Here is a 26,687-nt window from a genome sequence, read left to right as displayed (position 1 = left end):
AAAAAATTTATGAAGCAACCAATAGATCAAAATCAGCATATAATTCCCCAAGTTTATTTAAAACAGTTTGGTTATGTTTTAAATAATCAGTACAAAGTTTCCGTTTTAAAAATCGGAGAAAAATTTACTCGCCAAAAAAGTATAAAAAGTTTTTTAGCCCAAACTAATATTTTCGACATAAAAAGCGATAATCCAGAAATTGGACGATTATTTGAAAGTTTAAATTGTGACATTGAGAATGTTTACTTGGAAATTATTAATGATCTTGAAACAGAAAATAAATTAAGTGAAAAATCACAGGCAATTTTATTACAATTAATTCCAAATTTTATCGCACGTTCCAATGAATGGCGTTCAAACTTGCTATTTTTATTAAACTCAGACGCGAAAGAAAATGTTTTAAAAATGATCTGTGCTCATAGAGCGGAAAGTCTAGAAGAATTAATTCAAAAAGACTTTTATAGAGTAATGGCAGATAATCCTTCAGATGATATTATAAATAGAGCTCTATTATTTTTTCAAGAATATTTATTGCGTAGAATAGGGAACTATGAAATTGTAATTCTAAAATCTCAAGAAGGAAAGCCGTGGTTCACAACTGACAATCCAATAGTTTTAGAAAACAGAACTAGAAAATTTGAATTTATGACAAAAGAAAGTGAAGTTTATTTCCCCTTAAATCCTGATTATTTAATTTATTTACATTTTAAGGATTCTGATGATAAAACAAACGAATTAAGAAGTTTACAATCCAATATGATTCATCTTGTCAGTGATGAACAAAATTTTGATTTGCAACAGAAAATAATGCGAAATGCTCATGAATATGTAATTATTGACGGTGAGTTTAAATATCGTATAGGTGAAGAAATTATAGAAGATGAAGAAATATGATTGAGCTTTTAGATATAAGAAATCAAAAATTGTGGGATGAAATAAATCAAAAATTCAATATTGAATATGCAGAATCTTCCGACAATGAATATGGAGTATATAGCATAAATAATTCCGTTACATTTTTCATAGATAAAAGTAATCTTTGTAAAGATTCATTCACTCACGAAATGCTCCATGTTTATATGACTATCAAAGATTTATATTTTACAAGTTCTTTAAAATTAACATTCACTCAAAGTAAAATACTTTCAGAAAACCTTACATTACAATTAATTGAACATATTGGAAATTGTCTTGATCATGTAAAAATGTTGCCAATTTATCTCGAGCTTGGATTTGATAGAAAAAAATTTGTCAAAGATTATAATCAGTATAAATGTTCTCAAGAAGAAATTACACAATTTAATAACTATTACAAAGTTGGAAAAAAAGTTAATTTAAAAATGATTGATGCATATGTTGGAAGATTAGTTAGTGTTTTATGCGATCCTAATGAAGATTTTGATTATTCTTCGGATTTAAATAAACTTGAAAAAGTAGATCCATTATTATTCAAAATCATTGCGCGCTTAATTAATCATACTAAAGAAATAAAAGTAATAGATAGAACTATATTTGAAGATGATCATAGGACGGTAATTTCTAATTTTTATAAAAATATGATTAAATGGATTTCAAAGAATAGTTTTGCATCATAAATTATGGAAAAATTACAAGAAATATTTTCAACAAGAGAACTTGCTTTAATAATTTGGGGAGTAATTATTGTAATATTTTTACTTATAAAAGTTAAATTAGGTGATTCATTTACAAGATTGATTGGAGCTTTTTTCGCTTCGAAACTTTCAGCTGGTTATTTAATTATGATATTATATTCTATCTGTTTTTTATATTTTTTAAATTTCTTTGGCTTATGGGATTTTACTCTTTTAAAAGATTCAATACTATGGTTCATTACCTTCGCAATTGTGACTTTCTTTAAAATAGATAAAGCATATAACAATAATTTTTTCATTGAACTTTTAAATGAAATCTTCAAACTAACTTTATTTCTTGAGTTTGTATCAAATTTATATACTTTCAATTTTTGGATTGAGTTTTTGATCTTTCCCATTCTTTTAATAATAAGCTTATTAAAATCATTTTCCGAATTAGATATTAAAAATGAAATCACAACAAAATTTCTATCAAACATTATCGCAATAACAGGATTAACTTATTTTGCACTATCTGTTTATAAATCATTTCAAGATTATCATAATTTCTTTTCAGTTCATAATATGAATTCATTGATTTTACCAGTAGTACTTTCTACATTAAGTATTCCCTTATTTTATTTTTTTGCTCTTTATAATACTTATGAACAATTATTCTTAAGGCTACCAATTATGAATTCCGATCCTAAAGTCCAAAAAAAACTTAAACTACAGATTTTTTACAAAGCAAAATTTAATTTGATTAAAGTAAATTATTTGCGAGAAAAATTAATAGATTTCGATGTAAATAATATCTCTGACATCCAAGAGAAACTTGATAGAATAACTAGTTTTCAATGAAAAAATGTGCATATTGTGATACAAAAACCAAACTTACGAAGGAACATATTTGGCCTAGATGTTTAATTACAAGAATGCCAAACCTAACATTTAGATATATTGGTAGCCAAGACAAATTTGTTACATCAGAACTTGTCGTTTCTGACGTTTGCTCCAAATGCAATAACGAAAAACTATCAAAGCTCGATTCTTATTTTTGTTCTCTTTATGATAAATCTTTTAAAGACTTTCATGAAGAAAAGAAGCAGTTTATTTTTGAATATAATTACGATTTACTTCTAAGAAATTTATTAAAAATCATTTATAATTCTTCGAGAACAATCAATAGTGAAGATAACTATTTTGAAAATTTTAAGCATTTCATTCTTAATGGGAATGAAACTTGGGGAAATGTAATACTAATATTAGACATAATTACTCCTTGTACTACAAATGGTATAAAAATATATCCTACATCTATGAGATGTGGTACCGTAGACGTGGGAATTAAAAATGAAAATTTCATAATTTGGGCTGTTTCTGTAAACTCGTATTATTTTTATATTCTTATTTCTAAGGAAAAAAAAATATCCGAAACTCTGGTTGAGGAATTGAATAATGTATATAATAGAATTCCTGGAACAATTATTCATCCATACAAAACACAAACATTAATTTCTGATTTTTCTAATCAAAATAGTTACGATGCTCATGTAGACTTTGTTAACAATACTTCTGAAGCCTTTTATAAATATACAAAAAATAGCAAGTAACTCCCCTCGCTAGCGCGAGTCTCCCGCTCGTGAACACAAAGAAATTCAAAAATATAGTTTTGGACGCGGATTTTACGGATTCGTTATCACGAAGACACAGATTTATTATTGAATAAAAAAATCCGTTTAAATCAGTGTTTTTTGCGAAAGCAAATCTGTTTAATCAGCGATCTATAAAAAGATTAGGCTAAAGCCATTTTCTAATGTAATTTTGTTTCTCCAGTTCAAACTGGAGGCAATTCATTTTATACAAAATACATTTAAATTATAATGATTACAAAAGCATTACTTGAAGATATTCCCGCATTAACAACCTTAATCAATTCAGCTTACAGAGGAGAAACTTCTAAAAAAGGCTGGACAACCGAAGCGCATTTATTAGAAGGAAAAAGAACCGACGAAGCCGAAATGACCGAAATCTTTCTCGATCCAAAAAATACGATTCTGAAATTTACTGAAAATGACAAGATTATTGGTTCGGTTTTATTGGTTGAAAAAGGACATCAATTGTATTTAGGAATGCTTACGGTTTCGCCAGAACTTCAGAACAGCGGCATCGGAAAAAAGCTTTTGGCAGAAGCCGAAAATCAGGCTAAAACTTTAGGATTGTCGAGTATTATTATGACTGTTATTTCGGTTCGTGAAGAACTTGTGGCTTGGTACAAACGTCGCGGTTATGTTGATACAGGCGAAAGAGAAGCTTTTCCTGAAAGTGAAATTCACGTTACGATTTCTGACGTGCCTTTGGAGTTTATCTATTTGGAGAAAAGCATTTAAGTTTTTTTGCCGCGAAGGCGTTAAGTTTTTTTTTTATTTTAATCTCGCAAAGACGCAGAGTCGCAAAGTTTTTTTTTTATGCAGTTTCCATATAGTTTCCGTACAGTTTGTCATTTCGACGAAGGAGAAATCTCCGCGAGAAACTCTACAAAGATTGGATTCCCTTTGCGGAGATTTCTCTCCCGAAGCCTCGGGATCGAAATGACATAAAAAGAGAATAAAGCTATCAAATTGCGCAATTTTCACATAACGTTAGACGCACTGCAGTGTGTCCCTACAGAAAAAACTTTGCAGCTCTGTCCCTTTGTCCCTTTTATACTAAGATACCTTTCTTTTAATCTTTGAGAGAAATTCATGTGAAACTCCCAAATAAGATGACAAATTCTTATTGTTAATACTTTGTACTTTTTGCGGATAGCGGTCTTTAAAATCCAGATACCGCTGCTTTGAGGTTTTATTCAAAACATCTAAAAGTCTTTGCTGAATTGCTACATTTGCCCGTTCGATCATTAGAACATGGAACTGCATGATTTTTGGCACTTCTTCAAACAATTGTGCTTTCTTGACTTTACTGATTACTAAAATTTCGCTGTCTTCAATAGCTTTAATGTTGTAAGTGGTAGGTTTTTGATGGTAAAAACTTTCGAGATCACACATCCATTCGTTTTCAAAAGAAAAGAAAATTACGGTTTCTGTTCCATTTTCATTTAAGATGTAGGTTTTAAAGGAGCCTTTTAAAATAAATCCTTCATAACTGTTGTTGGAATCCTGAGTTTGCAAAAACTGATTTTTTTTGAGTTTAATTAGCTCTGCTTTTGAAACAATAATGTTCCATTCCTCATCAGTGAGCGGAACTTTTCTCTCAATGTTTTTTCGTAGTAGGTTGTACATGCGTTTGTGGTTTTTGTTTAGGAATAAATTTGTTTTCAATCCATTCTTTGTTAGGGGCTTAAAGAATGTAATCGATTACGTAAAAATACGCTATTTATGCATTTTTGTAAATTAACAACTGTTAAAAAAACATATTTATTAGATTTTTTTCTAAAAGTTTGAACTTGTTCAACTTTTTTCCTACAAATTATAATCAGATTTGCGGTATTAAATTTTTATAAAACCCAAACTCTTATGAAATTAAAATCAACACTTTCAATGTTTCTACTAACATTGATTTTCGGATTTACAGCCTGTAATTCTGAAGAAATTGCTTCAACAAGCACAGAGGCAAGTACTGAAACAACAATCGAGGCCGTAACTAGCACTCCAACAGCAAAGATTGGAAACTGCGCTGAGGTTCCTGGATGGGCATCGCAAAACGGAGGCACAACCGGCGGAGGATCATCTGCTGAAACAACTGTAACGACCTATGCACAGTTGAAATCGGCTATTGAAAATACTTCGGTTAAAGTGATCAAAGTTTCTGGAACTATTACGATTACAACAAGATTGTCTTTCCAAGACCAGACTGGAAAAACGATTTACGGAGCAAATGGTGCAAAATTAGTTTCGACTAATCAAACTAAAGATGCTTCTGGAATTATCAACATTAAAAGATGCAAGAACATCATCATTAGAAATCTAATTTTTGAAGGTCCTGGCGCTTACGATACTGACGGATGGGATAATGCCATCTTAGATGAATGTACCAATGTATGGGTTGACCACTGCGAATTTAGAGATGGTGTTGACGGAAACTTTGACATCAAAAACAAATCAGATTATATTTCGGTTACGTATTCTAAATTCCATTATTTAAAACCCCCAAAAGCAGGAGGTTCTGGAGGATCAGACGATCACAGATATTCTAACTTAATCGGTTCTAGCGACGGTGCAACTGGCGACCGTGGAAAGTTGAGAATCACTTTTGCAAGATGCTGGTGGGCTCCAGGCTGTAAAGAAAGAATGCCAAGAGTTCGTTTTGGAAAGGTACATTTGGTAAACAATTTCTTTAACAGTACAGTAAGCAACAAATGCGTTGCAGCTGGTTTTGAAGCAAATATTCGCGTAGAAAGTAATGTTTTTGAAGGTGTAAAAACTCCAATCGATTTAATGAGTGGATTTACTGCCGTAACTGCAAGTGATAATGTTTTTACTAATACAACAGGAAATCAAGCAGGAAGTGGTACAGCATTTACACCGCCATATTCTATTGTAAAATTGGCAAAAACAGCTGTTAAAGCTGATATTTCAGCAAATGCAGGAGCAACTTTGGGCGGTAATGTCTGCGGTTCATTTTAAAATATGAGTTAGTTTAGTTTTTATTTTTTAAACCATATAAGTGATATAAGTTATTTAAGTTTTAGTCTTAAATTGTATTATATTGTTTATATGGTTTTGCTTTTTTGTTTGCCACGAAGGCACAAAGACGCTAAGTTTTTTTAATCTCGCAAAGTCGCGAAGTTTATCATAACGCAACCATATAGTTTGTCATTTCGAGGAACGAGAAATCTCCGCGAGAATCTCTACAAAGATTGGATTCTCTTTACGGAGTTACTTGTGGAGATTTCTCGTTCCTCGAAATGACAAGATTGGGGATAATGCATGAAAAATAAAACTTTGCGACTTTGCGAGATTACTTTTTAAGCTAAATCTTAAATTATCTTATATAACTTATATGGTTCAAAATAGTTACAACACGAGCTCTTCAAATAATCGCTGAATCGTTTTTTCCAAATCCTGACACAAACCCGGATGAGGTCTTGAGGTTTGAATTGCCGAACTTCTAATCGCGGTTAACCATCTAAAACGTTCTGGAATTTCAAATTCGGCAATTGGACCGCCGTCTTTGGCTCCGTTTGTAATTTTTTCTAATGAGGTCAGATTGCATTCTAATTGTTCAATATCAAAATCGGCAGAAAGGGCTTGGATTTTTTCTTTATTGAGATGGAAAAGTACTTTTATATATTTGGCTTTTTTACAAAACAAAATGATTCCGATATTCAGGAATTCTTCGCGCTCTACCCTTGGCACAACACGAATTACAGCATATTCGTATAAGTGATTATCTTGCATTCTGAGCCTGATTTACAAATATTTCTGAATTCTCTAATCTTGTCTTTAAAAACTGTAAATATACATTTCGCAGTCCTTCTGGTGTTTCATCCGTATCTTCCCATTGCAGCCAGTCAACTGGAATTGTATTGACAATTTCTTCTAAAATTTCTGGTATTAGAATTGCTTTAAACTCGGCATCGACTTCTTTTAAAAGCGTAGCCTGAGGCAGTAAAACGTGATCTTTGATCAACGCAAACGGACTTTTAGCATGTTGTTCCCAATTGTTCCAGGAATGATGAAAATATAAACATGCTCCATGATCGATCAGCCATAATTCTTTATGCCAGATCAGCATATTGGTATTTTTGAAAGTTCTGTCGACATTAGTGATATAGGCATCCAGCCATACAATCTGCGAGGCTAATTTAGCATCGACAGTTGTTACAGCAGGATCAAAAGTTATGGATCCAGATAAAAAATGGAGTGCCAGATTTAAGCCCTGACTTCCCTGTAGCAAATCCTGAATTTCTTCATCGGCTTCTGTTCTTCCAAAGGCTTCATCGAGATTTGCAAATACTAATTCTGGAAGCTGCAATTTTAAAGCTTTTGCTATTTGTCCGCCTACTAATTCGGCTATAAGGGCTTTTACGCCGTGTCCGGCACCCCTGAATTTTAATACGTATTTAAAATCGTCATCGGCTTCTGCCAAAGCGGGTAAAGAACCGCCTTCGCGCAGCGGCGTTATATATCGCATGACGTTTACCGTTCTGAGATCGAAGTTGTTTTTCATTTTTTTTAAGATTCAAAGATGCTAAGGTTCTGAGCTGCTAAGTTCCTAATCTTTGACATTACAAACTTACAATTTTTGATTTTAGATTTTTACCAATGCAGACAAGATTTAACCGCAAAGTTCGCAAAGCTTTATGTAGAATCTATTGCGAACTTAGCGTTAACCTTAGCGAACCTTGCGGTTAAACTACTTTTGCAACTCCAAAAAAGCTTTCCCTAAATTCTCAATAATATCTGAGGCTATAAAAGATTCATAACCTGTTTTAGGTAAGGCAAGATCTGCTGTTAAGCCATGAAGATAAACTCCAAGTTTTGAAGCGTATTTGGGTTCGTAACCTTGCGCAAGCAGACTTGTAAGGATTCCTGTAAGTGTGTCGCCGCTTCCTGCTGTTGCTAGTGCTGCGTTGCCAGTTGTGTTTTCGTAGACAGAAGTTCTATTGATAATAAATGTTGGCGCGCCTTTCATTACGATAATGACTTTGTATTTTTCTGAAAAAGCAATCGTTTTTTGAAATTTTTCCGATTCTGAATTCCATTTTCCAATCAAACGTTCTAATTCTTTTGGATGAGGTGTTAGAATCGTGTCTTCTGGAACTAATTCTAACCATGATAAATTTTCTGAAATGATATTCAATGCATCGGCATCTAAAACTAAAGGCGCTTTATTGACTCTTAAAAACTCAAATAAAGCTTTTTGCGTTCCGAGTTCCTTGCCTATTCCTGGGCCGAATCCAACTGCTTTCGGAATTAATGGCAGATGAATATTGGTTATAAAATTAACGTTTTCATCGGTTGCAACCATCACTTCTGGAATTGAAATCTGCAAAATTTGATAACCGCATTTGGGTACAAAAGTCGTTACGAGTCCGCAGCCTGTTTTTAGGCAGGATTTTGAAGCTAAAACCGCTGCTCCTATTTTGCCATAACTTCCGGCAATAATCACCGCATGACCTTGTGTTCCTTTATGTGCTTTGGAATCTATTTGTTTGTATAACTTCAGAATTTCTTCTTTTGTAATTAAATACGATGATTTCATTTGAATACTTTTATATAATAAAATTACGGAAAAAATCGAAATCATGATTGTTCTTTTGAAACTGTCAGCCCTAGCCCTGATAGAAGCGGCATCCTTTTGTTTTTTTCTTTAAAAAACAAAAGATATAGCGGATAGCAGGAAATAGCTCCTAATCATTGCGAAATTTATAATTTAGAGTATCTTTTTTCGATATTTTTTGAATAAATTTGCGACTGAATTTTATAAAACAACACAATGAAAAATACTGCGCTTACGCACATACATGAAGGTTTAGGAGCAAAAATGCTTCCTTTTGCGGGTTATAATATGCCTATTACTTATGAAGGGGTTAATGCTGAACACGAAACGGTTCGTAATGGTGTGGGCGTTTTTGACGTTTCGCATATGGGTGAATTTTTGTTAACGGGTCCAAATGCTTTGGCTCTGATTCAAAAAGTGACTTCAAACGATGCTTCGACTTTGACTATTGGAAGAGCGCAATATTCTTGTCTTCCTAATAATGAAGGCGGAATTGTTGACGATTTGATTATTTATAAAATGAAAGAGGAGCAATATTTATTGGTTGTAAATGCTTCCAATATTGAAAAAGACTGGAACTGGATTTCGTCTCATAATGATTTGGGTGTTGAAATGAAAAATCTTTCTGATGATTATTCATTATTGGCTATTCAGGGGCCAAAAGCAGTTGAGGCTATGCAGGCTTTGACTTCTGTAAATTTAGCATCGATTCCTTATTATCATTTTGAAGTAGGTGATTTTGCCGGAATTGAGCATGTAATTATTTCTGCTACAGGATATACTGGTTCTGGAGGATTTGAAATTTACTGCAAAAACAGCGAAGTAGAACAGGTTTGGAATAAAGTTTTTGAAGCTGGTGCGTCTTTCGGAATTAAACCAATTGGTCTTGCAGCGCGTGATACTTTGCGTCTAGAAATGGGATTCTGTTTGTACGGAAATGATATTAATGATACGACTTCTCCACTTGAAGCTGGTTTAGGATGGATCACTAAATTTACAAAGGATTTTACCAATTCTGAGAGCTTGAAAAAACAAAAAGAAGCAGGTGTTACTAAAAAATTGGTTGCTTTTGAAATGCAGGAGCGTGCGGTGCCAAGACACGATTACGAAATCGTAGATGGTTCTGGAGCTGTAATCGGAATTGTGACTTCTGGAACTATGTCTCCTTCTATGAATAAAGGAATTGGTTTAGGATACGTTACAGTGCCTAACAGCGCTGTTGACAGTGATATTTTTATAAGAATTAGAAAAAATGATGTTCCTGCTAAAGTGGTTAAACTTCCGTTTTACAAGAAATAATTTTTTAGACTACAATAATTTAAAAATGCATTACTTTTTGAGGTAATGCATTTTTTTTATTAGTACTAAAAGGTAATGCCTGAGAATTACCAATTTATGCATTTCATAGATAAAAGTTTTTCGTCGTCGATATTTTAGTAAAAAGACTACTATTTGTAAAAAATTAAGTGTAACTTTAATCTAAACGATGAATTTCCATTTATGAAAAAAATTTCACTACTCCTACTTTTACTGACTTCAACAGTATTTTTTGGTCAGAACAGCGCAGAAACTTGTGAAATATTAAACAAAATAAATGCGCTGATTCAAGCTGAACATCTAAGACCTAAACCTGTTGATGACAGTCTTTCTATGTTTGTTTTTGATAATCTTATAAACGAACTTGACCCTTCTCGCAATATCCTCTTAAAAGTTGAATATGACGAACTCGCTTCTAAGTACCGCTATAATTTAGATGATTTAATTCTGAAAAATGACTGCAGTTTTCTTACCGATATTAAAGCGAAATACGTAAACGGACTGGTAAGAACTAAAAAAGTATTAGAAAAGATTCAGACTACTCCAATAGATTATGCTAAAAAAGATACGATTCGTTTTTACAAAAAATCGTTTGATTTTTATTTAAAGAAAGAAGATTTAGAAAAAGTCTGGACAAAAAAACTACGCTATCAAATATTAGATGATATTGCCGAAACGAGTACTAATTTAGATTCTATAAAGTCGAATTTTAAATCGATCGAATTGGTTTCAAAAAACAAGATTCTTACCAATGAAATCTGCCGTTTTAATACTTTACTTGACACCAATACAAAGCAGGAAGAGAAATTATACAATTTTTTCTGTACTTATTTTGATCCGCATACTGCTTATTTTAGTGATGACTCTAAGACAAGTTTCATGGCTTCTTTATCCAAAGAACATTTGTCTCTTGGAATGACAGTTAATCTGAATGAGAAGAATGAAATTATAATTGATGAATTAGATCCGAATGGTCCTGCCTATCAAACGGGACAAATAAAAAAAGGCGATCAGATTATTTCTATTTCCAATCAAAAAGAAACTTTGCAGGTTTCTTGTGCTTCGTTAGAATCTATTTCTACGATGATTTTATCGGAAACGAATAGAAATATTACACTTACTTTAAAGCGCAATTCTGGAAAAAGTTTTGATGTTTACATCGAGAAACAAGTCATGAAAGACGAGGATAATTCGGTCTTTAGTTTTATAATCGGCAAAGACAGTAAAATTGGCTATATAAAAATCCCAAGTTTTTATGCGGATTTGGATGGTAATAGTCGAAAAGGCTGTGCTGATGATGTAGCCAGAGAGGTTGTAAAATTGGAAAGAGACAACATAAAAGGACTTGTAATTGACTTAATTGACAACGGTGGAGGTTCTATGGAAGAGGCTATAAAACTGGCTGGTATGTTTGTAGATTACGGGCCGCTTTCGGTGGTGGTTGACAATAAAAAAGAAAAAACAGTAATTAGCGATCCTTTTAGAGGTGTGATATACAGAGGTCCAATTGTCCTTTTGGTAAATAGTAATACGGCTTCTGCCAGTGAATTTTTCTCCTCTATAATGCAGGATTATAATCGTGCATTGTTATTAGGAAGCAGTACTTTAGGAAAAGCAACGATGCAGACGATTCTTTCGCTTGACGAAGAAAAAAACACAGATTTCCTAAAAATAACTATTAATAAATTTTACAGAATTACGGGAAAAAGCCATCAATATATGGGTGTAAAACCAGATGTTGTACTGCCGGAATTCTATGAAGATATATATCAGAAAGAAAGTGACTTTCCGACTGCGATTAAAAATGACAGTATTGAGCCTTTCTTAAAATACAAAACCTATGTTAAACGAAATTTAATCGACAAAATTGCGAAAAACAGTTCTGACAGACTGGCCGATAATTATTTCTTTAACAACATAAAAAAGATTAATCTTAAAATTGACAAACTTGTAAACACACCTAAAGCTGAGATTCCGATGACTTTAGATGCGGTTTTTAAACAAAAGAAGAATTTAGACGCACTTTGGACAGAGATCAATACTTTTAATGACGAAAATAATCCGCTGGATGTTTATAATTCTAGTGTTAATCAGCTTTTACTAGGCGCTTATCCAACGGATAAGACGATAAACCAAGATCAGATGGACAATCTTAAAACTAATCCTTACCTGAACGAAGCCGTAAATATCATTAATGAATTTAATGGCGGGAGTAAGTAGTTTTTGTTTCAGGTTTCACCGCTTTTTTTAACCGCAAAGTCCGCAAAGATTTACGCAAAGTACACAAAGAAATTTTTTAAGTGATATTATAAAATAAAAAGAGTTCCCAAAGCTTTTTGTTGATATAGCTTTGCGAACTTTGTGTTTATAAACGCAACTTTAAAGAAAAAAACTTGGTGAACTTTGCGGTTAAATTCAACGCAACGCAACTCTGTTTTTTGATTTTGCATCATAAATTCAGGGTTAACCGCTAAAGAATCTTTTTTTTAACCGCAAAGTCCGCAAAGATTTACGCAAAGTACACAAAGAAATTTTTAAGTGATTTTATAAAATAAAAGAGTTCGCAAAGCTTTTTGTTGATATAGCTTTGCGAACTTTGTGTTTATAAACGCAACTTTAAAGAAAAAAACTTTGCGAACCTTGCGGTTAAATTCAACGCAACGCAATTTTGTTTTTTGATTTTGCATCATAAATTCAGGGTTAACCGCTAAAGAATCTTTTTTTTAACCGCAAAGTCCGCAAAGATTTACGCAAAGTGCACAAAGAAATTTTTAAGTGATATTATAAAACAAAAAGAGTTCGCAAAGCTTTTTGTTGATATAGCTTTGCGAACTTTGTGTTTATAAACGTAACTTTAGAGAAAAAAAACTTGGCGAACTTTGCGGTTAAATTCAGCGCAACGCAATTTTGTTTTTTGATTTTGCATCATAAATTCAGGGTTAACCGCTAAAGAATCTTTTTTTAACCGCAAAGTCCGCAAAGATTTACGCAATCCCGAAGCCTCGAGACACAAAGAAATTTTTAAGTGATATTATAAAATAAAAAGAGTTCGCAAAGCTTTATGTTGATAAAGCTTTGCGAACTTTGTGTTTATAAACATAGCTTTAAAGAAAAAAACTTTGCGAACTTTGCGGTTAAATTCAGCACAACGCACGGGACTTGAAATCTGAAATAAAAAAGAACAGTTTTGTTTTTGGAAAAATAAGGAATAACCGTATTTTTGCAACTCAAAACTAAAAATTAGAAATGGGAAGAGCATTCGAATTTAGAAAAGGAAGAAAAATGAAACGCTGGTCTGCAATGGCCAAAACTTTTACCAGAATTGGTAAAGATATCGTAATGGCTGTTAAAGAAGGCGGTCCGAACCCAGACGCCAATTCTAGATTAAGAGCTGTTATACAAAACGCGAAAGCTGCCAACATGCCGAAAGACAATGTGGAGCGCGCGATAAAAAATGCAAGTAATAAAGATACTGCCAACTATAAAGAAATTTTGTTTGAAGGATACGCTCCTCACGGAATTGCCATTTTAATTGAAACAGCATCTGACAACAATAACAGAACTGTAGCAAATATTCGCAGTTATTTCAACAAATGCAATGGAACAATGGGAACTCAAGGTTCTGTTGAGTTTATGTTTGACCACACTTGTAATTTCAGAATCGCCAATAATGGTCTTGATGCTGAGGAACTAGAATTAGAATTAATTGATTTTGGTGCGGAAGAAGTTTTTGAAGATGAAGACGGAATCTTAATCTATGCTCCTTTTGGAAGTTTTGGTGCTTTACAGAAAGAATTAGAAAACAGAGGTCTTGAAATTCTTTCGTCTGGTTTTGAGCGTATTCCGCAAATCACAAAAGAATTAACTGAAGCTCAAATTGCTGACGTTGAAAAATTAATCGAAAAAATCGAAGAGGATGATGACGTAATGAACGTTTATCATACAATGAAAGAGGAATAATCTTTTATTTCTGTAAATGATACTAAAGCTCTAGATTTTTCTGGAGCTTTTTTGTTTTGATTAACTTAGTACAATAAAAATTTTAAATTTATTGTAGAGCAAATTACATAAAACTCTGCAAATAGAAGTTTTAATTTATTTAAAGTCATTTTAAACTAAGTTTAAATACATCCAAATATAACATTTGGATTATATTTGCAAGACCTCAAAAAAAATAAACTAAAAATGCAAACATCAAAAATCACCCGAATTGCTGTCGTAGTACTAGTACTTTTGTTCTTAGTATTGAGTGTAATCAGCTGTAGTACTCATGTACACACTAGCGGCCGTCCAACTTCAGGTAAAAAAATACCACCTGGACAAGCGAAAAAAATGAATGGAGATAAAAGCGCTAAAGCTTATGCTCCTGGTCAGCAGAAAAAAAGATAATAAACAAAACCTTCTGAAATTCAGAAGGTTTTTGTTTATTATAAAATATGCGATTTATTTTTTTGAAGAACCATTGGTAACTTTAATCAAATAAGTTCCTTCGGGAAGATCGGCTATATTAGATCCGTTGGAGTCCATTATTTTTTTACCCTGCGAGAAAACCTCAATGTTTTTAATCGCTTTGTTTATTTCATTCGAAGAAGAAGCTACAACGGGATCAGATGCCTTTACAGGTTTAACAGCTCCTGGTGAAACGGTAATAGCTGTAGCTGCCTTCGAGCTGTTGTAGGCTTCCCTAACCTGCTCATCTGTCATGGCAACACTATACAATCTAATATCATCAATATCAGCATTAATACTGGTAGAGGTGTTTAGTTTTCCAATATTCAGAATATATCCTTTTGCCGAACGCTGAATTCCTTCTATCGATTTTAATAATTCCCCATTACGGTAGATTTTTGAAACATTCCCGTCATAAGTTACACTATAAAAATACCAGATATCTTTTGCCAGAGGCACAGAGACTACAACATTATTTGCATCTCCCCAGCCCACCAAGCTTAAATCAGAACTTCCTGAGGCTGCAGGCTGCTGAATTAACCCAAAATACTGTCCATTTGCTGCAGTACCGTACCCTAAGATATAATTTGCCGTATTTATGGCATTAAATTTCACCCAAACAGATATAGTTTTAGGTTTGTTCTCTTGCGGGAGATCGCCTACAACGGCCTGATAAGATTTATTGGTAAGACGTAAAGCACTTTTAGGACTGCCCATTCTGTCATTTACAAAAACAGGCGCTCCTAAAAAGGAGATTGAATTATCTGCACTGTTTAAATTTCCGTTGAAATTAAATTCCTGAACAGGATTTTGTGCATTGGTATTTAAAAAACTTACAAACATTAAAGTGAGTAATATTTTTTTCATCTATCAGAATATTTTTGAGTTTAAGATAATTTAATTTGATAGCAAGCTTTAAATAACCTCAACTTATAATTTTAATTTTTCAGTTATTTTTTTACAAATTTTGTTAAAACTATGATTTTAATTCAGCATCACCAAATGATTCCTACACATAAATACATAATTCTCACAAAATAAAAAAAATCATTTCTTTCTGCAATTATTGTAAAAACATAATTAGAACTATTCAAAAACATAAAAAGCCTTCTGAATACCTCAAAAGGCTTTTCACTTACTATTTCAAAAAATTCTATTGCTTACGCAATGCAAAAAGTAACTAACATTAAAAACTAAATAAAAGCTATTTATTTTGAAGTAATTTTCTTGGCGGGAGCACTTGTAATTTTCAATAAATAAGTTCCCTCTGGAAGATCATTAATATTCATCACATTATTTCCTACTATCTTTTGACCTTGAGAATAAATTTCTATACTTTTCGAAGTTCCATTAACTTCGCCTGAAGTTATGATTGCTCCACTTGGTTTAGAACCTGTTTTCCCTTTAGCTATAGACTTTGTATCTGTTGTTTCCTTTACAGATGCTCCTGCAAGCGAAACAACTGGTTTTCCGCTCTCATAAAGCTCGTTCACTTGCTTAGCTGTCAAAGCTACATCATAAATCTTTAAATCGTCTATATCAGCGTTAATTCCGATTGTAGTATTAATTTCTCCCAATCTAAAAATATTTCCATTTGTAGATCGTGTCATTCCTTCTAAAAATTTCAATAGCTTTCCGTCACGATATATTCTGGAGGTTGCTCCTTCATATGTAATCGTATAGTTGTACCAAACATTTTTTTCAAGCGGTGTAGAAACTATCACATCATTTGAGGCACCCCAGGCTGCTAAACTTAAGTCCGAATTAGAAGAAGACGTTCCTTGATGCAGCAAACCGCAATACTGCGCATTATACGCGTTTCCGTACCCCCAAATATAATTCGCATTCGAAATATCATTGAATTTTATCCATAAACTAATTGTTCTGGGGTTCTTACCCTGCGGCAAATTGTCGATTACAGCTTCTAACGCTTTATTATTTAATCGTTGAGCTCCTTTAATATCTCCTGCCCTATCGGCAACGAAATTATTAATACCTATAAATGAAGTGGTATTAGCAGTATTGTTTAAAGTTCCATTAAAATTAAATTCCTGAATTGGTGTCTGTGCATTTACATTCAAATAACTTACAAACAAAAAAGTGAGCAGTAATTTTTTCATAATAGTAGATTTTAGGGATTAAATAACTGGTGTCATTTTAATACTGCTAAACTAGATTATTACAAATGGGAGCAAAAATATTTCCGATAACTTACATAAATACTCGTTAAAATGACCAAATTTGATCATTTTTATCGTCAAACAACATTTTTAAAATTTTAATAATATTCTTAAAATACTATTCTAAATTTAACCAATTTAATAATTTCTTACGTATAAATACGCTGTTTCGCTAAATATTCAAGTTTTAAATATTAATAAAGGCATAAAAAAAACTCCATTCGCAAAACGAATGGAGTTTGATATTTAAAAAAGTAATTTAAATTTTACTTTACGAATTCAATTTTTTGAACTTCTTCTTCATTAACACTATCAAAGAAGCCTTGTTCATTCATCCAGTCATCACTAAATACTTTACTCATGTAGCGAGAACCGTGATCAGGGAAAATTGCAATAATATTACTGTCTTTTGTAAATTCGCCCTCTTCAGCATATTGCTTAATGGCCTGCATTACTGCTCCAGAAGTATATCCAACAAATAAACCTTCTTTTCTAGTGATTTCTCTTGCAGAGTGAGCACTTTCTTCGTCGGTTACTTTCATGAATTTATCAATAATATCAAAATCTGTTGCTGACGGAATTAAATTTTTACCTAAACCTTCGATACGATAAGGATAAATTTCTTTTGTATCGAACTCTTTTGTCTCGTGGTATTTTTTCAATACTGATCCAAAAGCATCAACTCCTAGAATTCTAATATTTGGATTTTTTTCTTTTAAGAATTTTGCAGTTCCTGAGATAGTTCCTCCTGTTCCGCTGCAAGCAACTAAGTGCGTTATTTGTCCTTTTGTCTGTTCCCAAATCTCTGGACCTGTAGTGTTGTAGTGGGCATCAATATTTAACTGATTAAAATATTGATTAATGTAGACTGATCCTTTTGTTTCTTCGTGCAAACGTTTTGCTACATTATAGTATGACCTTTCATCATCTGCAGAAACGTGAGCCGGACAGACATACACTTTGGCGCCTAAACTTCTCAACATGTCAATTTTATCTTTGGATGATTTTGAGCTTACAGCTAAAATACAATTGTAACCTTTAATAATGCTTACCATTGCTAAACTAAATCCTGTATTACCAGATGTGGTTTCTATAATGGTATCGCCCGGAGAAAGAATTCCTTTTTTCTCAGCTTCTTCAATAATATATAATGCTATTCTATCTTTTGAGGAATGACCTGGGTTGAAAGCTTCTACCTTTGCGTAGAAATTTCCTTCTAACTCTTCGGTGATTTTATTTAGCTTAATAAGCGGGGTGTTACCTATTAACTCTAAAACATTATTATAAGCGGTTATTTCTTCTTTCATAAAAAAATAGTTAATCAAAGGCCTTTTTAAATTAACCTTGATAGGTTGCAAATTTAACAAAAAATTTCTAATTAGCTTTTAATTTTTTCTAAATCTAATAAAAAACTAAATTCTTTTGCTAAGTCTTTTAAAGCCTCAAAACGTCCCGAAGCTCCGCCATGACCTGCATCCATGTTAGTATCTAAAAACAAAAGTTTATTATTTGTTTTTAAATCTCTCAATTTTGCAACCCATTTAGCTGGCTCCCAATATTGTACCTGCGAATCGTGTAAGCCGGTAGAAACATACATATTAGGATATTCTTGCGCTTTTACATTATCGTAAGGCGAATACGACAACATATAATCATAATATTTTTTATTGTTTGGGTTTCCCCATTCATCATACTCTCCAGTTGTAAGCGGAATACTGTCATCCAGCATCGTTGTAATTACATCTACAAAAGGCACCTGAGCTATGACGCCATTATATAATTCAGGAGCTTCATTTACAATAACTCCCATTAATAGTCCACCAGCAGATCCTCCTTCTGCATATAAATGTTCAGGAGAAGTATACTTTTGGTCTATTACAAATTTAGAGCAATCGATGAAATCTGTAAAGGTATTTTTCTTTTTTAACAGTTTTCCATCTTCATACCATTGTCTTCCTAAGTCCTCGCCTCCTCTAATATGTGCTATCGCGTAAACAAATCCGCGGTCTAAAAGCGATAATCTTGTAGAAGAAAAGTAAGTATCCATTGTAATTCCGTATGAACCATATGCGTAAAGCAATAACGGATTTTTACCATTTTTCTCCAATCCTTTTCTGTAAACCATCGAAATTGGCACTTTTACACCATCTTTGGCTGTTGCCCAAACTCTTTCTTCTACGTAATTGTTTTTATCAAATTTTCCACCTAAAACCTCTTGCTCTTTTAAAATTTCTTTGGTTTTAGTCTTCATATTAAAATCAATTATAGAAGACGGTGTTGCCAATGATTGATAGCTGTAACGCAAAATATCAGTATCAAAATCAACATTGGTTGTTGTGTACGCATTATATGTTTCACTGCCAAAAGGAAGATAATAATCTGGCTCATCACCCCAAGGCATGATTCGAATATGATTTAATCCGTTTGAACGTTCTTCTACAACTAAATAGTTTTTAAAGATTTCGATATCTTCCAACAAAACATCTTCTCTGTGCGGAATAAGATCAACCCAATTTTTCTTTCCTGTTTTGTCTTCAGGCGTTTTCATCAACTTAAAATTAGTCGCTTTATCTTTATTTGTCAAAATATAAAACGAATCTTCGTAATGAGAAATACTATACTCTAATCCGCGAACGCGTGGTTGAAAAACAGTAAATTCTCCATCAGGATTATTCGAATTAAGAATTCTATATTCTGTCGTTAAAGTACTTCCAGAACCAATCACAATGTATTTTCTTGATTTTTCTTTGCTGATTGACACATTAAAAGTATCATCAACTTCATCAAAAACCAAAACATCCTTTTCAGATTCTGTATTTAATTTATGTTTAAAAACTTTATCTGCTCTTAGCGTTACCTGATCTTGTCTTACATAAAAAATAGTATTGTTATCATTTGCCCAAACCGAAGCTCCTGTAACATTTTCTATTTTATCTGCTAAAATTTCGCCTGTTTCTAAGTTTTTGATTTGAATGGTGTAAATTCTTCTTCCAATGATATCTACTCCAAAACTGGCAAATTTATTATCTGGACTAATGCTTAAACCTCCCAATTTAAAATACGCATGTCCTTTTGCCATTTCGTTGCAATTGAACAGTATTTCTTCTTCTGCAGAAAGACTTCCTTTTTTTCTGGCAAAAATTGGATAATCCTGCCCGGTTTCAAAACGCGTAACATAAAAATATCCATTATAGAAATAAGGAACCGAAGAATCATCTTCTTTAATTCTTGCTTTCATTTCTTCAAATAGACTTTCTTTTAATTTTTGGGTATGAGAGGTCATACTCTCGTAATAAGAATTCTCTTGATTTAAGTAATCAATTACCTCTGAATTTTCTCTATCGTTAAGCCAGAAGTAGTTGTCAATTCTAGATTCTTTGTGTTTTTTTAATGTTTTTGGAATTATTTTGGCCTTTGGAGCCGATATATCATTTTGCATTGACTGAGCATTAATTTTTAAATATGAAGACGCAAAAATACTACAAACACAACAGAACAAAATTAATTTTTTCATAAAATATTCTATTGAATTAACACAGCAATATACTAATTTTGTCTGAAATAATTTAAAAAATCAACAAAAATGGATTTAATGGGAATGATGGGCAAACTTAAAGAAACCCAGCAAAAAATTGAAGATACAAAAAAGCGTTTAGATACTGTTTTGATTGATGAACAAAGCGCTGACGGATTATTGAAAATTACTATTACAGCTAGCAGAAAGATAAAATCGATCTCTATTGATGATTCTCTTTTAGAAGATAAAGAGCAATTAGAAGATTATTTGATTGTTACTTTAAACAAAGCAATCGAAAAAGCTACAGATGTAAACGAAAGAGAATTAGACGCGGTAGCGAGAATGGATATGCCTTCTATTCCTGGAATGGATAATTTGTTTAAATAAGGTGCAAAGGTTCAGAGTTGCAAAGGCTCAAAGGCTTTTTACTTTCTCTAACAACTTTAATAAAAACAAAAAAAGACGCATTGTGCGTCTTTTTTTGTTTTAAACCTATGCCCCTTTGAGCCTTTGCACCTTTCTCCTAAAACTTCGAAAGCGTTTCCAACACATAAGTATGCATTACTTCTTTGTAATCTAAATGCGTAACAATTCTAAGTTTATTATGTCCTAATGAACTTATTAGTATATTTTTTTGTTTTAATTTTTCGATTAATAATTGATCGCTGTAACCTTCGGCTAACGAAAAAATCAAAATATTAGTTTCCACAGGTTCAATTGATGCAATCCAAGGTTTTGTGCTTAGGATTTTAGCAATTTCTTTGGCTCTGCGATGATCTTCTGCCAGTCTTTCGATATTATGAGCCAAAGCGTATAATCCAGCTGCCGCCAAATATCCAACCTGACGCATTCCACCCCCTAATATCTTTCTGATTCTCAACGCTCTATGAATATCAGCCTTACTACCCAGCAAAACTGAACCTATCGGAGCGCCTAAACCTTTAGATAAACAAACTGAAATAGTGTCGAAAATAGCTCCAAATTCTTTCGGATTTTGTCTTTTGGCAACCAATGCATTCCAGATTCTGGCGCCGTCCAAATGGAATTTCAAGTTATTGGCATCACAAACCTTTTTTATCTCCCTTAAATCTTCTAATTCGTAGCAGGCACCGCCTCCTTTGTTGGTCGTATTTTCAACACAAACCAAACTTGTTAATGGGCTGTGATAAAACTCTGGATCATTTATCGCTGCTTTTACTTGTGCTGCCGTAATCATACCGCGTTTACCATCTAATAAACAGCAGGAAACACCGCTGTTGAAAGAAACACCTCCACCTTCATAATGATACACGTGCGCATATTTATCAGCAATTAACTGCTCGCCCGGCTGTGTATGCAGTTTAATAGCAGTTTGATTTGCCATAGTTCCAGACGGAAAGAAAAGTCCAGCTTCCATACCAAAAAATTCTGCTGTTCTATTTTCCAATTCAATCACCGTAGGGTCCTGTTTGTATACATCATCGCCAACATGAGCGTTAAACATATACTGCAGCATTTCATAAGTAGGCTTTGTTATGGTATCGCTGATTAAATTTATTTCCATATTCTAAAAACTATATCTTATTTTTGTATGCAAAATTACGTATTACAAATAGTTATTCTGAGCAAGTTTTAGTAAAATTTAACTTGCTAGTTTCTATAGACCAAATTAACGTAATAATTCTAAAAAACATATAAAACCAATTAATTAATTTATGACAACAGCCGAACAAGTAAAAGGTATTGTGGAGCGCCTTGGTGCGTTGAGGAGGTATCTTTGACGTTGATGCCAAGCTAATCGAAATTGCAAACGAAGAAGAAAAAACTTTTGCACCAGATTTCTGGAACAATCCTAAAGACGCCGAAAACATTGTAAAAAATCTTCGAAACAAGAAAAAATGGATTGAAGATTATGACAAAGCCGTATCTCTTACAGATGAATTACAGCTGGCTTACGACTTTTATAAAGAAGGTGAACTTTCTGTCGAAGAGTTGGATGAACAATATAATACGGCACAATCGCATATTGAAAACATCGAATTTAAAAACATGCTTTCTGATGAAGGTGACAGCTTAAGCGCTGTAGTACAAATCACTGCAGGAGCCGGCGGAACTGAGAGCTGTGACTGGGCAGGAATGCTGATGCGTATGTATATGATGTGGGGAGAAAGCTATGGTTACAAAATCAAAGAGCTTAACTTTCAGGAAGGTGATGTTGCTGGAATTAAAACCGTAACGTTAGAATTTGAAGGTGATTATTCTTTTGGCTATCTAAAAGGCGAAAATGGTGTTCACCGATTGGTCCGAATTTCTCCTTTTGACAGTAACGCAAAACGTCATACTTCTTTCGTATCGGTTTACGTTTATCCATTAGTTGATGATAGTATCGAAATCGACATTAATCCTGCCGATATCGAAATTACAACTTCTCGTTCGAGTGGTGCTGGTGGACAGAACGTAAATAAAGTTGAAACAAAAGTTCAATTGGTTCACAAACCAACTGGAATTCAGATTCAGTGTTCTGAAACGAGATCTCAACAAGACAACAGACAGCGTGCGATGCAGATGCTTCGTTCTCAATTGTATGAAATTGAATTGAAGAAACAACAAGCACAGCGTGCTGATATCGAAGCTGGAAAAATGAAAATTGAATGGGGTTCGCAGATTCGTAACTACGTTATGCAGCCTTATAAATTAGTAAAAGATGTTCGTACAGGTTACGAAACCAGCGATGTTGACGGCGTAATGAACGGAAATATTGATGCGTTTCTTAAAGCCTATCTAATGATGATGGGACAGAAAGAGGAAGAGTAAAGTTTTCAGTCGCAGTTTTCAGTAACAGTAAACTTGAAACCTGAAACTTGAAACCTGAAACTTGAAACCTGAAACCTGAAACTTGAAACCTGAAACTTGAAACTTTAAACGTGAAACTAAAAAAACAGATTATGATAAAATGGGCAGATGTAATTCATTTTACAAATAAAGGAAATCCAACTCCTGATAAAAGAGTGGAGAAAACGGAGGAAGAATGGAAACAAATTTTAACTCCAGAAGAATTTCAGGTAACACGTTTAAAAGGAACCGAAAGATCTTTTAGTTCTGAATTATGCAGTTTGTTTGATCCTGGAATTTATGAATGCAAATGCTGCGGAACGGTTCTTTTTGATGCCAGCGAAAAATTCGAATCTGGAACAGGATGGCCTTCTTTTACACAGCCTGTTAAAGAAAATGCTATTGGTTACCATGCCGATAAATCATACGGAATGATTCGTGTTGAAGTAACATGCAATGTGTGTGATGCGCATTTAGGACATGTTTTTCCAGATGGACCGCCTCCAAGTGGTTTACGATACTGCATAAATGCTGTTTCATTATCAAAAATCAAAGAATAATTTTCAAAAGCGATTCCTTTCAAAGTGAATCGCTTTTTTTTAATCATCAGCCACTTAAACAATTAACAAATCAAATGTAAGTGAGTACTTATCAATTAAATAATTATTTTCTTTTATAGAATTCTAACGTAATTTCACCTTAAAAACACATCTACAGCAATCCAAACATTAAAAAACATTCAGTAATTTAATAGTTAAAATGTTAATTTTGTAATATTTAGACTTCTATTTTAAATATTTATTAAGAAACATAAAAAATTAATTAGGTAATTAAAATCTAATTCATTTTATTTGGCAAAAATTAATCCCTTAGTCTATTAAATTGTCAATGAAATCGTATTCAATTCAAGAAATTAATGAAGTAATTAATGGCGTAATTTACGGCACTACTTCACAAAGCATTACCGCAACAGAGCAATTAGAAAAAGCTACAACTTCAGAAATTTCTTTTATAGGAAATAAAAAATACGAAAAATACTGGTCGACATCAAATGCATCAATAGCTGTCGTAAATGAAGACATTTCGATCGAACCTGGTGAAAACCGCGCTTTTATTAAGGTGAAAAATGCCGATTTGGCAATGTCACAAATTCTTGCGCTTTTTGCTCCTCCTACTCCAATCTTTCACAATAATATTCACAGAACTGCAACTATTGATGACACAGCTCTCATTGGCGAAGGTGCTAAAATTGGTGCAGGCTGTTATATCGGACCAAAAGTAGAAATTGGCGCCAATGCAGTTATTTATCCAAATGTTACAATTCTAGACGAATCAACTATTGGAAAAAATACTATTATTTGGTCAGGAACAGTAATTCGTGAACGCTGCCATATCGGAAGCGATTGTATTATTCATCCAAATGCAACAATCGGCGCAGACGGTTTTGGATTTCGTCCTTGTACAGAAAAAGGATTGGTCAAAATTCCACAAATCGGAAATGTTATTATTGGCAACGGAGTTGAAATTGGAGCAAATTCTTGTGTTGACCGCGGAAAATTTAGTTCTACCATTCTAGGAGATGGCTGCAAAATTGACAATTTAGTGCAGATTGGACACAACAGTAAACTAGGTAAGTTCTGCATAATGGCAGGAAACAGCGGTTTGGCTGGTTCTGTAACTTTAGGAAATGGCGTTATTATTGGCGGAAGCGCTTCAATAAAAGACCATACAACTATTGGAGACGGAGCTATCGTAGGCGCTGGATCTGGTGTTATAGGTGATGTGCCGGCAGGAAAAACGATGCTTGGTTATCCAGCTGTTGAAGCTCGTGATGCTTTAAAACAGTGGGCAACATTAAAGAGAATGGCTTGCGCTATTAAAAAATAAATTAAACATTACATATATAAAAAACATCCGCCTTTGCGGATGTTTTTTGTTTTATAAAGCTTCACATTCAAAGCCAATTACTTTCAATAAGAAAATAACCTTTTCCATAATATCTTCTTTAGATTCAAATCTTAGAATATTATCGCAATCTTCGAGATCAAAATTCCATTTTGAATTTGGAAACAATTTATTCAGCTTTGGTGCCACTTTCTTTACTTTCGCAATACTGTCAACATTTGTTTTGAATATAAAAATCATCTGTTCCTTAATTTTGAATTTTACTCAGGATTTTAGCATCAATATAAAAAGTGCCAAACGGAATTATACAAGCCAAAAGCACTTTCCACGTGGTATCTTTAAATTTCCAATTCTGCTCTACTCCAACACTTATCGTATTAAAAATAAAAAGTAGAAATAAAGCACCATGAACCGTTCCTACTGGTCTGGTTAAAAAAGGCATTTCAAAAACATATTTCATCGGCATTGCTATAAAAAGTAAAATCAAAAGAGTAGTTCCTTCAAGGAAACCAATAATTCGTAAACGTCCAGTATTTGTTTGAAGTAAGTTTTTCATATTATCTTAAATAAGGTCGGTTGGCAAGAGGTGAAAATGGCCACGGAATGGCAATAAAAATGATGATTAAAGCGATAGAAAACCAAACAATCATAGTTTTGAATTTCTGTTCGTCTGAAAGTTTTCTTTTGGCTAAAGCCGATCCAATTGTAATGAAGACGATTGCAATAAGCATTAATGCAATGTGAATAATTCCAAAAAAAGCTGCATCTAGATTTTGGACTGCTTCTTTAAAATTTTTCCAGAAATACTTCACAATCGGACTTTGCACATAAACTAATATTCCGAAAATAAGCTGAATATGAGCAATTGTAGCTGTCCAGTGACGGACGAGGTTGTCTTTCTTGGTAAAAGAAAGCTTTTGAGAATAACCTTTGTAAGCGATATAAATAGAATATAACAAGCTTACCACTACGAACCATCTTATGAAAGAATGGAATACTAAAAGAGTTTGATACATTGTTTTTTGATTAAGACAATGCAAATATATTTAAAAACATACTAATTGGTATGTTTTTGAAAAATAATTTTATTTCAAGCCATTCAAATAGATCTTAAGTTCTTTTAAATAAACCAGATATGAGGAATTATCATTTTGAAGTTTGCCAAAATTTCGTATTCCCCAATAACCCGACAAGATAAAAAAGGCCACCTGTTCGCCGGTAACATCTTTACGAATCAATCCAGATTCTTTTCCTTTTTCAATTGAATTTATAATGCTTGCTTTCCATAGATAAACCAATTCAGCTAAAGCATCACTAAATCGGGTATTCCAAGGTGTCATTTCCTGTGTAAGATTTCCAACAGGGCAACCATATTTTACCTGCAAGAAAGGATCTTCGAGCAGTAAATAAGAAATCATATTATAAAAATCTTCAATTGGATTCTGAGAAGCTTCTGTTGGTTTTATGAAATGCTCCTGCATAGTTGGCTTTAGAATTTCTTCAATAATAGCAACACCCATTTCGTCTTTAGTTTTAAAATGGTAATAAAATGCACCTTTTGTAACTTGAGTTGTAGCAATAATTTCATCAATACTAGTGGTCTGATAGCCTTTGGTATAAATCAATTCAAATGCTTTATGAAGAATGTTTAATCGTGTATTAGCTGCTTTTGACATAAAAAATACTAATTAG

At 33.0% G+C, this 26,687-nt stretch carries 27 protein-coding genes; 14 read left to right on the top strand and 13 right to left on the bottom strand.

The genetic code is table 11. The annotated features are described in order from the left end of the window. Nucleotides 1-9: 9 nt before the first annotated feature. From HYN86_RS11985 to HYN86_RS11965, 5 genes are all read left to right on the top strand, one after another. Nucleotides 10-894, top strand: coding sequence for a DUF4238 domain-containing protein (locus HYN86_RS11985; RefSeq protein WP_113678240.1), 885 nt, complete (start codon nucleotides 10-12; stop codon nucleotides 892-894). Continuing rightward, nucleotides 891-1,595: a hypothetical protein gene (locus HYN86_RS11980; protein WP_113678239.1), complete on the top strand. Its 705-nt coding sequence runs from the start codon at nucleotides 891-893 to the stop codon at nucleotides 1,593-1,595. The genes HYN86_RS11985 and HYN86_RS11980 overlap by 4 nt, the downstream gene beginning before the upstream one ends. A gap of 3 nt (nucleotides 1,596-1,598) precedes the next feature. After that, entirely contained in the window at nucleotides 1,599-2,453 is an 855-nt protein-coding gene (locus HYN86_RS11975) for a hypothetical protein (RefSeq protein WP_113678238.1), read from the top strand. A 74-nt stretch (nucleotides 2,454-2,527) separates the two neighbouring features. Next, nucleotides 2,528-3,205 (top strand): hypothetical protein, encoded by a 678-nt coding sequence (locus HYN86_RS11970; protein WP_162789361.1) that lies wholly within the window; start codon nucleotides 2,528-2,530, stop codon nucleotides 3,203-3,205. 270 nt (nucleotides 3,206-3,475) lie between these two features. After that, the gene (locus tag HYN86_RS11965) at nucleotides 3,476-3,982 is read left to right on the top strand and encodes a GNAT family N-acetyltransferase (RefSeq protein WP_113678236.1); all 507 of its coding nucleotides are present in this window, start codon (nucleotides 3,476-3,478) and stop codon (nucleotides 3,980-3,982) included. A gap of 318 nt (nucleotides 3,983-4,300) precedes the next feature. Here the strand turns inward: HYN86_RS11965 and HYN86_RS11960 are convergent, their stop codons facing one another. Next, nucleotides 4,301-4,873: a Crp/Fnr family transcriptional regulator gene (locus tag HYN86_RS11960; RefSeq protein WP_113678235.1), complete on the bottom strand. Its 573-nt coding sequence runs from the start codon at nucleotides 4,871-4,873 to the stop codon at nucleotides 4,301-4,303. A 234-nt stretch (nucleotides 4,874-5,107) separates the two neighbouring features. On the opposite strand from HYN86_RS11960, the gene HYN86_RS11955 reads away from it, so the two are divergent. Next, nucleotides 5,108-6,217 (top strand): pectate lyase family protein, encoded by a 1,110-nt coding sequence (locus tag HYN86_RS11955; protein WP_113678234.1) that lies wholly within the window; start codon nucleotides 5,108-5,110, stop codon nucleotides 6,215-6,217. 390 nt (nucleotides 6,218-6,607) lie between these two features. On the opposite strand, the gene HYN86_RS11950 is transcribed toward HYN86_RS11955, so the two are convergent. The 3 genes from HYN86_RS11950 to HYN86_RS11940 all read right to left on the bottom strand — a co-directional run bounded on the left by HYN86_RS11950 (nucleotide 6,608) and on the right by HYN86_RS11940 (nucleotide 8,798). After that, the gene (locus HYN86_RS11950) at nucleotides 6,608-6,991 is read right to left on the bottom strand and encodes a DUF3037 domain-containing protein (protein WP_113678233.1); all 384 of its coding nucleotides are present in this window, start codon (nucleotides 6,989-6,991) and stop codon (nucleotides 6,608-6,610) included. Next, complete coding sequence (locus HYN86_RS11945) at nucleotides 6,981-7,763, bottom strand: HipA family kinase (protein WP_113678232.1); 783 nt, start codon at nucleotides 7,761-7,763, stop codon at nucleotides 6,981-6,983. Before HYN86_RS11945 ends, HYN86_RS11950 begins: the two co-directional genes overlap by 11 nt. Nucleotides 7,764-7,949: 186 nt before the next feature. Beyond that, nucleotides 7,950-8,798, bottom strand: coding sequence for an NAD(P)H-hydrate dehydratase (locus tag HYN86_RS11940; RefSeq protein WP_113678231.1), 849 nt, complete (start codon nucleotides 8,796-8,798; stop codon nucleotides 7,950-7,952). A 234-nt stretch (nucleotides 8,799-9,032) separates the two neighbouring features. On the opposite strand from HYN86_RS11940, the gene gcvT reads away from it, so the two are divergent. The 4 genes from gcvT to HYN86_RS11920 all read left to right on the top strand — a co-directional run bounded on the left by gcvT (nucleotide 9,033) and on the right by HYN86_RS11920 (nucleotide 14,522). After that, the gene (gene gcvT / locus HYN86_RS11935) at nucleotides 9,033-10,115 is read left to right on the top strand and encodes a glycine cleavage system aminomethyltransferase GcvT (protein ID WP_113678230.1); all 1,083 of its coding nucleotides are present in this window, start codon (nucleotides 9,033-9,035) and stop codon (nucleotides 10,113-10,115) included. 201 nt (nucleotides 10,116-10,316) lie between these two features. Then, the gene (locus tag HYN86_RS11930) at nucleotides 10,317-12,353 is read left to right on the top strand and encodes a S41 family peptidase (RefSeq protein ID WP_113678229.1); all 2,037 of its coding nucleotides are present in this window, start codon (nucleotides 10,317-10,319) and stop codon (nucleotides 12,351-12,353) included. Between the two features lie 1,026 nt (nucleotides 12,354-13,379). Further along, complete coding sequence (locus HYN86_RS11925) at nucleotides 13,380-14,093, top strand: YebC/PmpR family DNA-binding transcriptional regulator (RefSeq protein WP_026729302.1); 714 nt, start codon at nucleotides 13,380-13,382, stop codon at nucleotides 14,091-14,093. Between the two features lie 225 nt (nucleotides 14,094-14,318). Then, nucleotides 14,319-14,522, top strand: a complete 204-nt coding sequence (locus HYN86_RS11920) for a hypothetical protein (RefSeq protein WP_113678228.1) — start codon at nucleotides 14,319-14,321, stop codon at nucleotides 14,520-14,522. A gap of 54 nt (nucleotides 14,523-14,576) precedes the next feature. On the opposite strand, the gene HYN86_RS11915 is transcribed toward HYN86_RS11920, so the two are convergent. The 4 genes from HYN86_RS11915 to HYN86_RS11900 all read right to left on the bottom strand — a co-directional run bounded on the left by HYN86_RS11915 (nucleotide 14,577) and on the right by HYN86_RS11900 (nucleotide 20,276). Beyond that, on the bottom strand, nucleotides 14,577-15,449 hold the full coding sequence (locus HYN86_RS11915; protein WP_205334598.1) for a LamG domain-containing protein: 873 nt from the start codon (nucleotides 15,447-15,449) through the stop codon (nucleotides 14,577-14,579). A gap of 341 nt (nucleotides 15,450-15,790) precedes the next feature. After that, a complete protein-coding gene (locus HYN86_RS11910) occupies nucleotides 15,791-16,702 on the bottom strand; it encodes a LamG domain-containing protein (protein ID WP_113678226.1) in 912 nt (303 codons plus the stop codon). 326 nt (nucleotides 16,703-17,028) lie between these two features. After that, nucleotides 17,029-18,069 carry a PLP-dependent cysteine synthase family protein gene (locus HYN86_RS11905; protein WP_113678225.1) on the bottom strand — a complete coding sequence of 347 codons (1,041 nt, stop codon included), beginning with the start codon at nucleotides 18,067-18,069 and terminating at the stop codon, nucleotides 17,029-17,031. Between the two features lie 71 nt (nucleotides 18,070-18,140). Next, on the bottom strand, nucleotides 18,141-20,276 hold the full coding sequence (locus tag HYN86_RS11900) for a S9 family peptidase (RefSeq protein ID WP_113678224.1): 2,136 nt from the start codon (nucleotides 20,274-20,276) through the stop codon (nucleotides 18,141-18,143). A 69-nt stretch (nucleotides 20,277-20,345) separates the two neighbouring features. Between HYN86_RS11900 and HYN86_RS11895 the strand changes: the two genes are divergently transcribed. Then, entirely contained in the window at nucleotides 20,346-20,666 is a 321-nt protein-coding gene (locus HYN86_RS11895) for a YbaB/EbfC family nucleoid-associated protein (RefSeq protein WP_113678223.1), read from the top strand. Nucleotides 20,667-20,802: 136 nt separating this feature from the next. On the opposite strand, the gene HYN86_RS11890 is transcribed toward HYN86_RS11895, so the two are convergent. Next, nucleotides 20,803-21,822: a threonine aldolase family protein gene (locus HYN86_RS11890; protein WP_113678222.1), complete on the bottom strand. Its 1,020-nt coding sequence runs from the start codon at nucleotides 21,820-21,822 to the stop codon at nucleotides 20,803-20,805. A gap of 151 nt (nucleotides 21,823-21,973) precedes the next feature. Here HYN86_RS11890 and prfB point away from each other — a divergent pair. From prfB to lpxD, 3 genes are all read left to right on the top strand, one after another. Continuing rightward, a protein-coding gene (gene prfB / locus HYN86_RS11885) for a peptide chain release factor 2 (protein ID WP_113678221.1) occupies nucleotides 21,974-23,072 on the top strand; the annotation gives its coding sequence in 2 pieces (ribosomal slippage) (nucleotides 21,974-22,036 and nucleotides 22,038-23,072; 1,098 coding nt in all). Between the two features lie 131 nt (nucleotides 23,073-23,203). Next, the gene (msrB, locus tag HYN86_RS11880) at nucleotides 23,204-23,650 is read left to right on the top strand and encodes a peptide-methionine (R)-S-oxide reductase MsrB (RefSeq protein ID WP_113678220.1); all 447 of its coding nucleotides are present in this window, start codon (nucleotides 23,204-23,206) and stop codon (nucleotides 23,648-23,650) included. A 328-nt stretch (nucleotides 23,651-23,978) separates the two neighbouring features. Next, entirely contained in the window at nucleotides 23,979-24,977 is a 999-nt protein-coding gene (gene lpxD / locus HYN86_RS11875; RefSeq protein WP_113678219.1) for a UDP-3-O-(3-hydroxymyristoyl)glucosamine N-acyltransferase, read from the top strand. Between the two features lie 51 nt (nucleotides 24,978-25,028). On the opposite strand, the gene HYN86_RS11870 is transcribed toward lpxD, so the two are convergent. The 4 genes from HYN86_RS11870 to HYN86_RS11855 all read right to left on the bottom strand — a co-directional run bounded on the left by HYN86_RS11870 (nucleotide 25,029) and on the right by HYN86_RS11855 (nucleotide 26,671). Next, nucleotides 25,029-25,235 (bottom strand): hypothetical protein, encoded by a 207-nt coding sequence (locus tag HYN86_RS11870; protein ID WP_113678218.1) that lies wholly within the window; start codon nucleotides 25,233-25,235, stop codon nucleotides 25,029-25,031. A gap of 7 nt (nucleotides 25,236-25,242) precedes the next feature. Continuing rightward, entirely contained in the window at nucleotides 25,243-25,551 is a 309-nt protein-coding gene (locus HYN86_RS11865; RefSeq protein WP_113678217.1) for a DUF3817 domain-containing protein, read from the bottom strand. Between the two features lies 1 nt (nucleotide 25,552). Then, nucleotides 25,553-26,011: a hypothetical protein gene (locus tag HYN86_RS11860; RefSeq protein ID WP_113678216.1), complete on the bottom strand. Its 459-nt coding sequence runs from the start codon at nucleotides 26,009-26,011 to the stop codon at nucleotides 25,553-25,555. A gap of 69 nt (nucleotides 26,012-26,080) precedes the next feature. Further along, complete coding sequence (locus HYN86_RS11855; protein ID WP_113678215.1) at nucleotides 26,081-26,671, bottom strand: TetR/AcrR family transcriptional regulator; 591 nt, start codon at nucleotides 26,669-26,671, stop codon at nucleotides 26,081-26,083. Nucleotides 26,672-26,687 lie beyond the last annotated feature (16 nt).

This window comes from Flavobacterium fluviale, assembly GCF_003312915.1.
In the GTDB taxonomy this organism is placed as follows: Bacteria; Bacteroidota; Bacteroidia; order Flavobacteriales; family Flavobacteriaceae; genus Flavobacterium; species Flavobacterium fluviale.
Note: the sequence above shows the minus strand (reverse complement) of the source record. Positions and strands in the feature narration are given on the sequence as shown.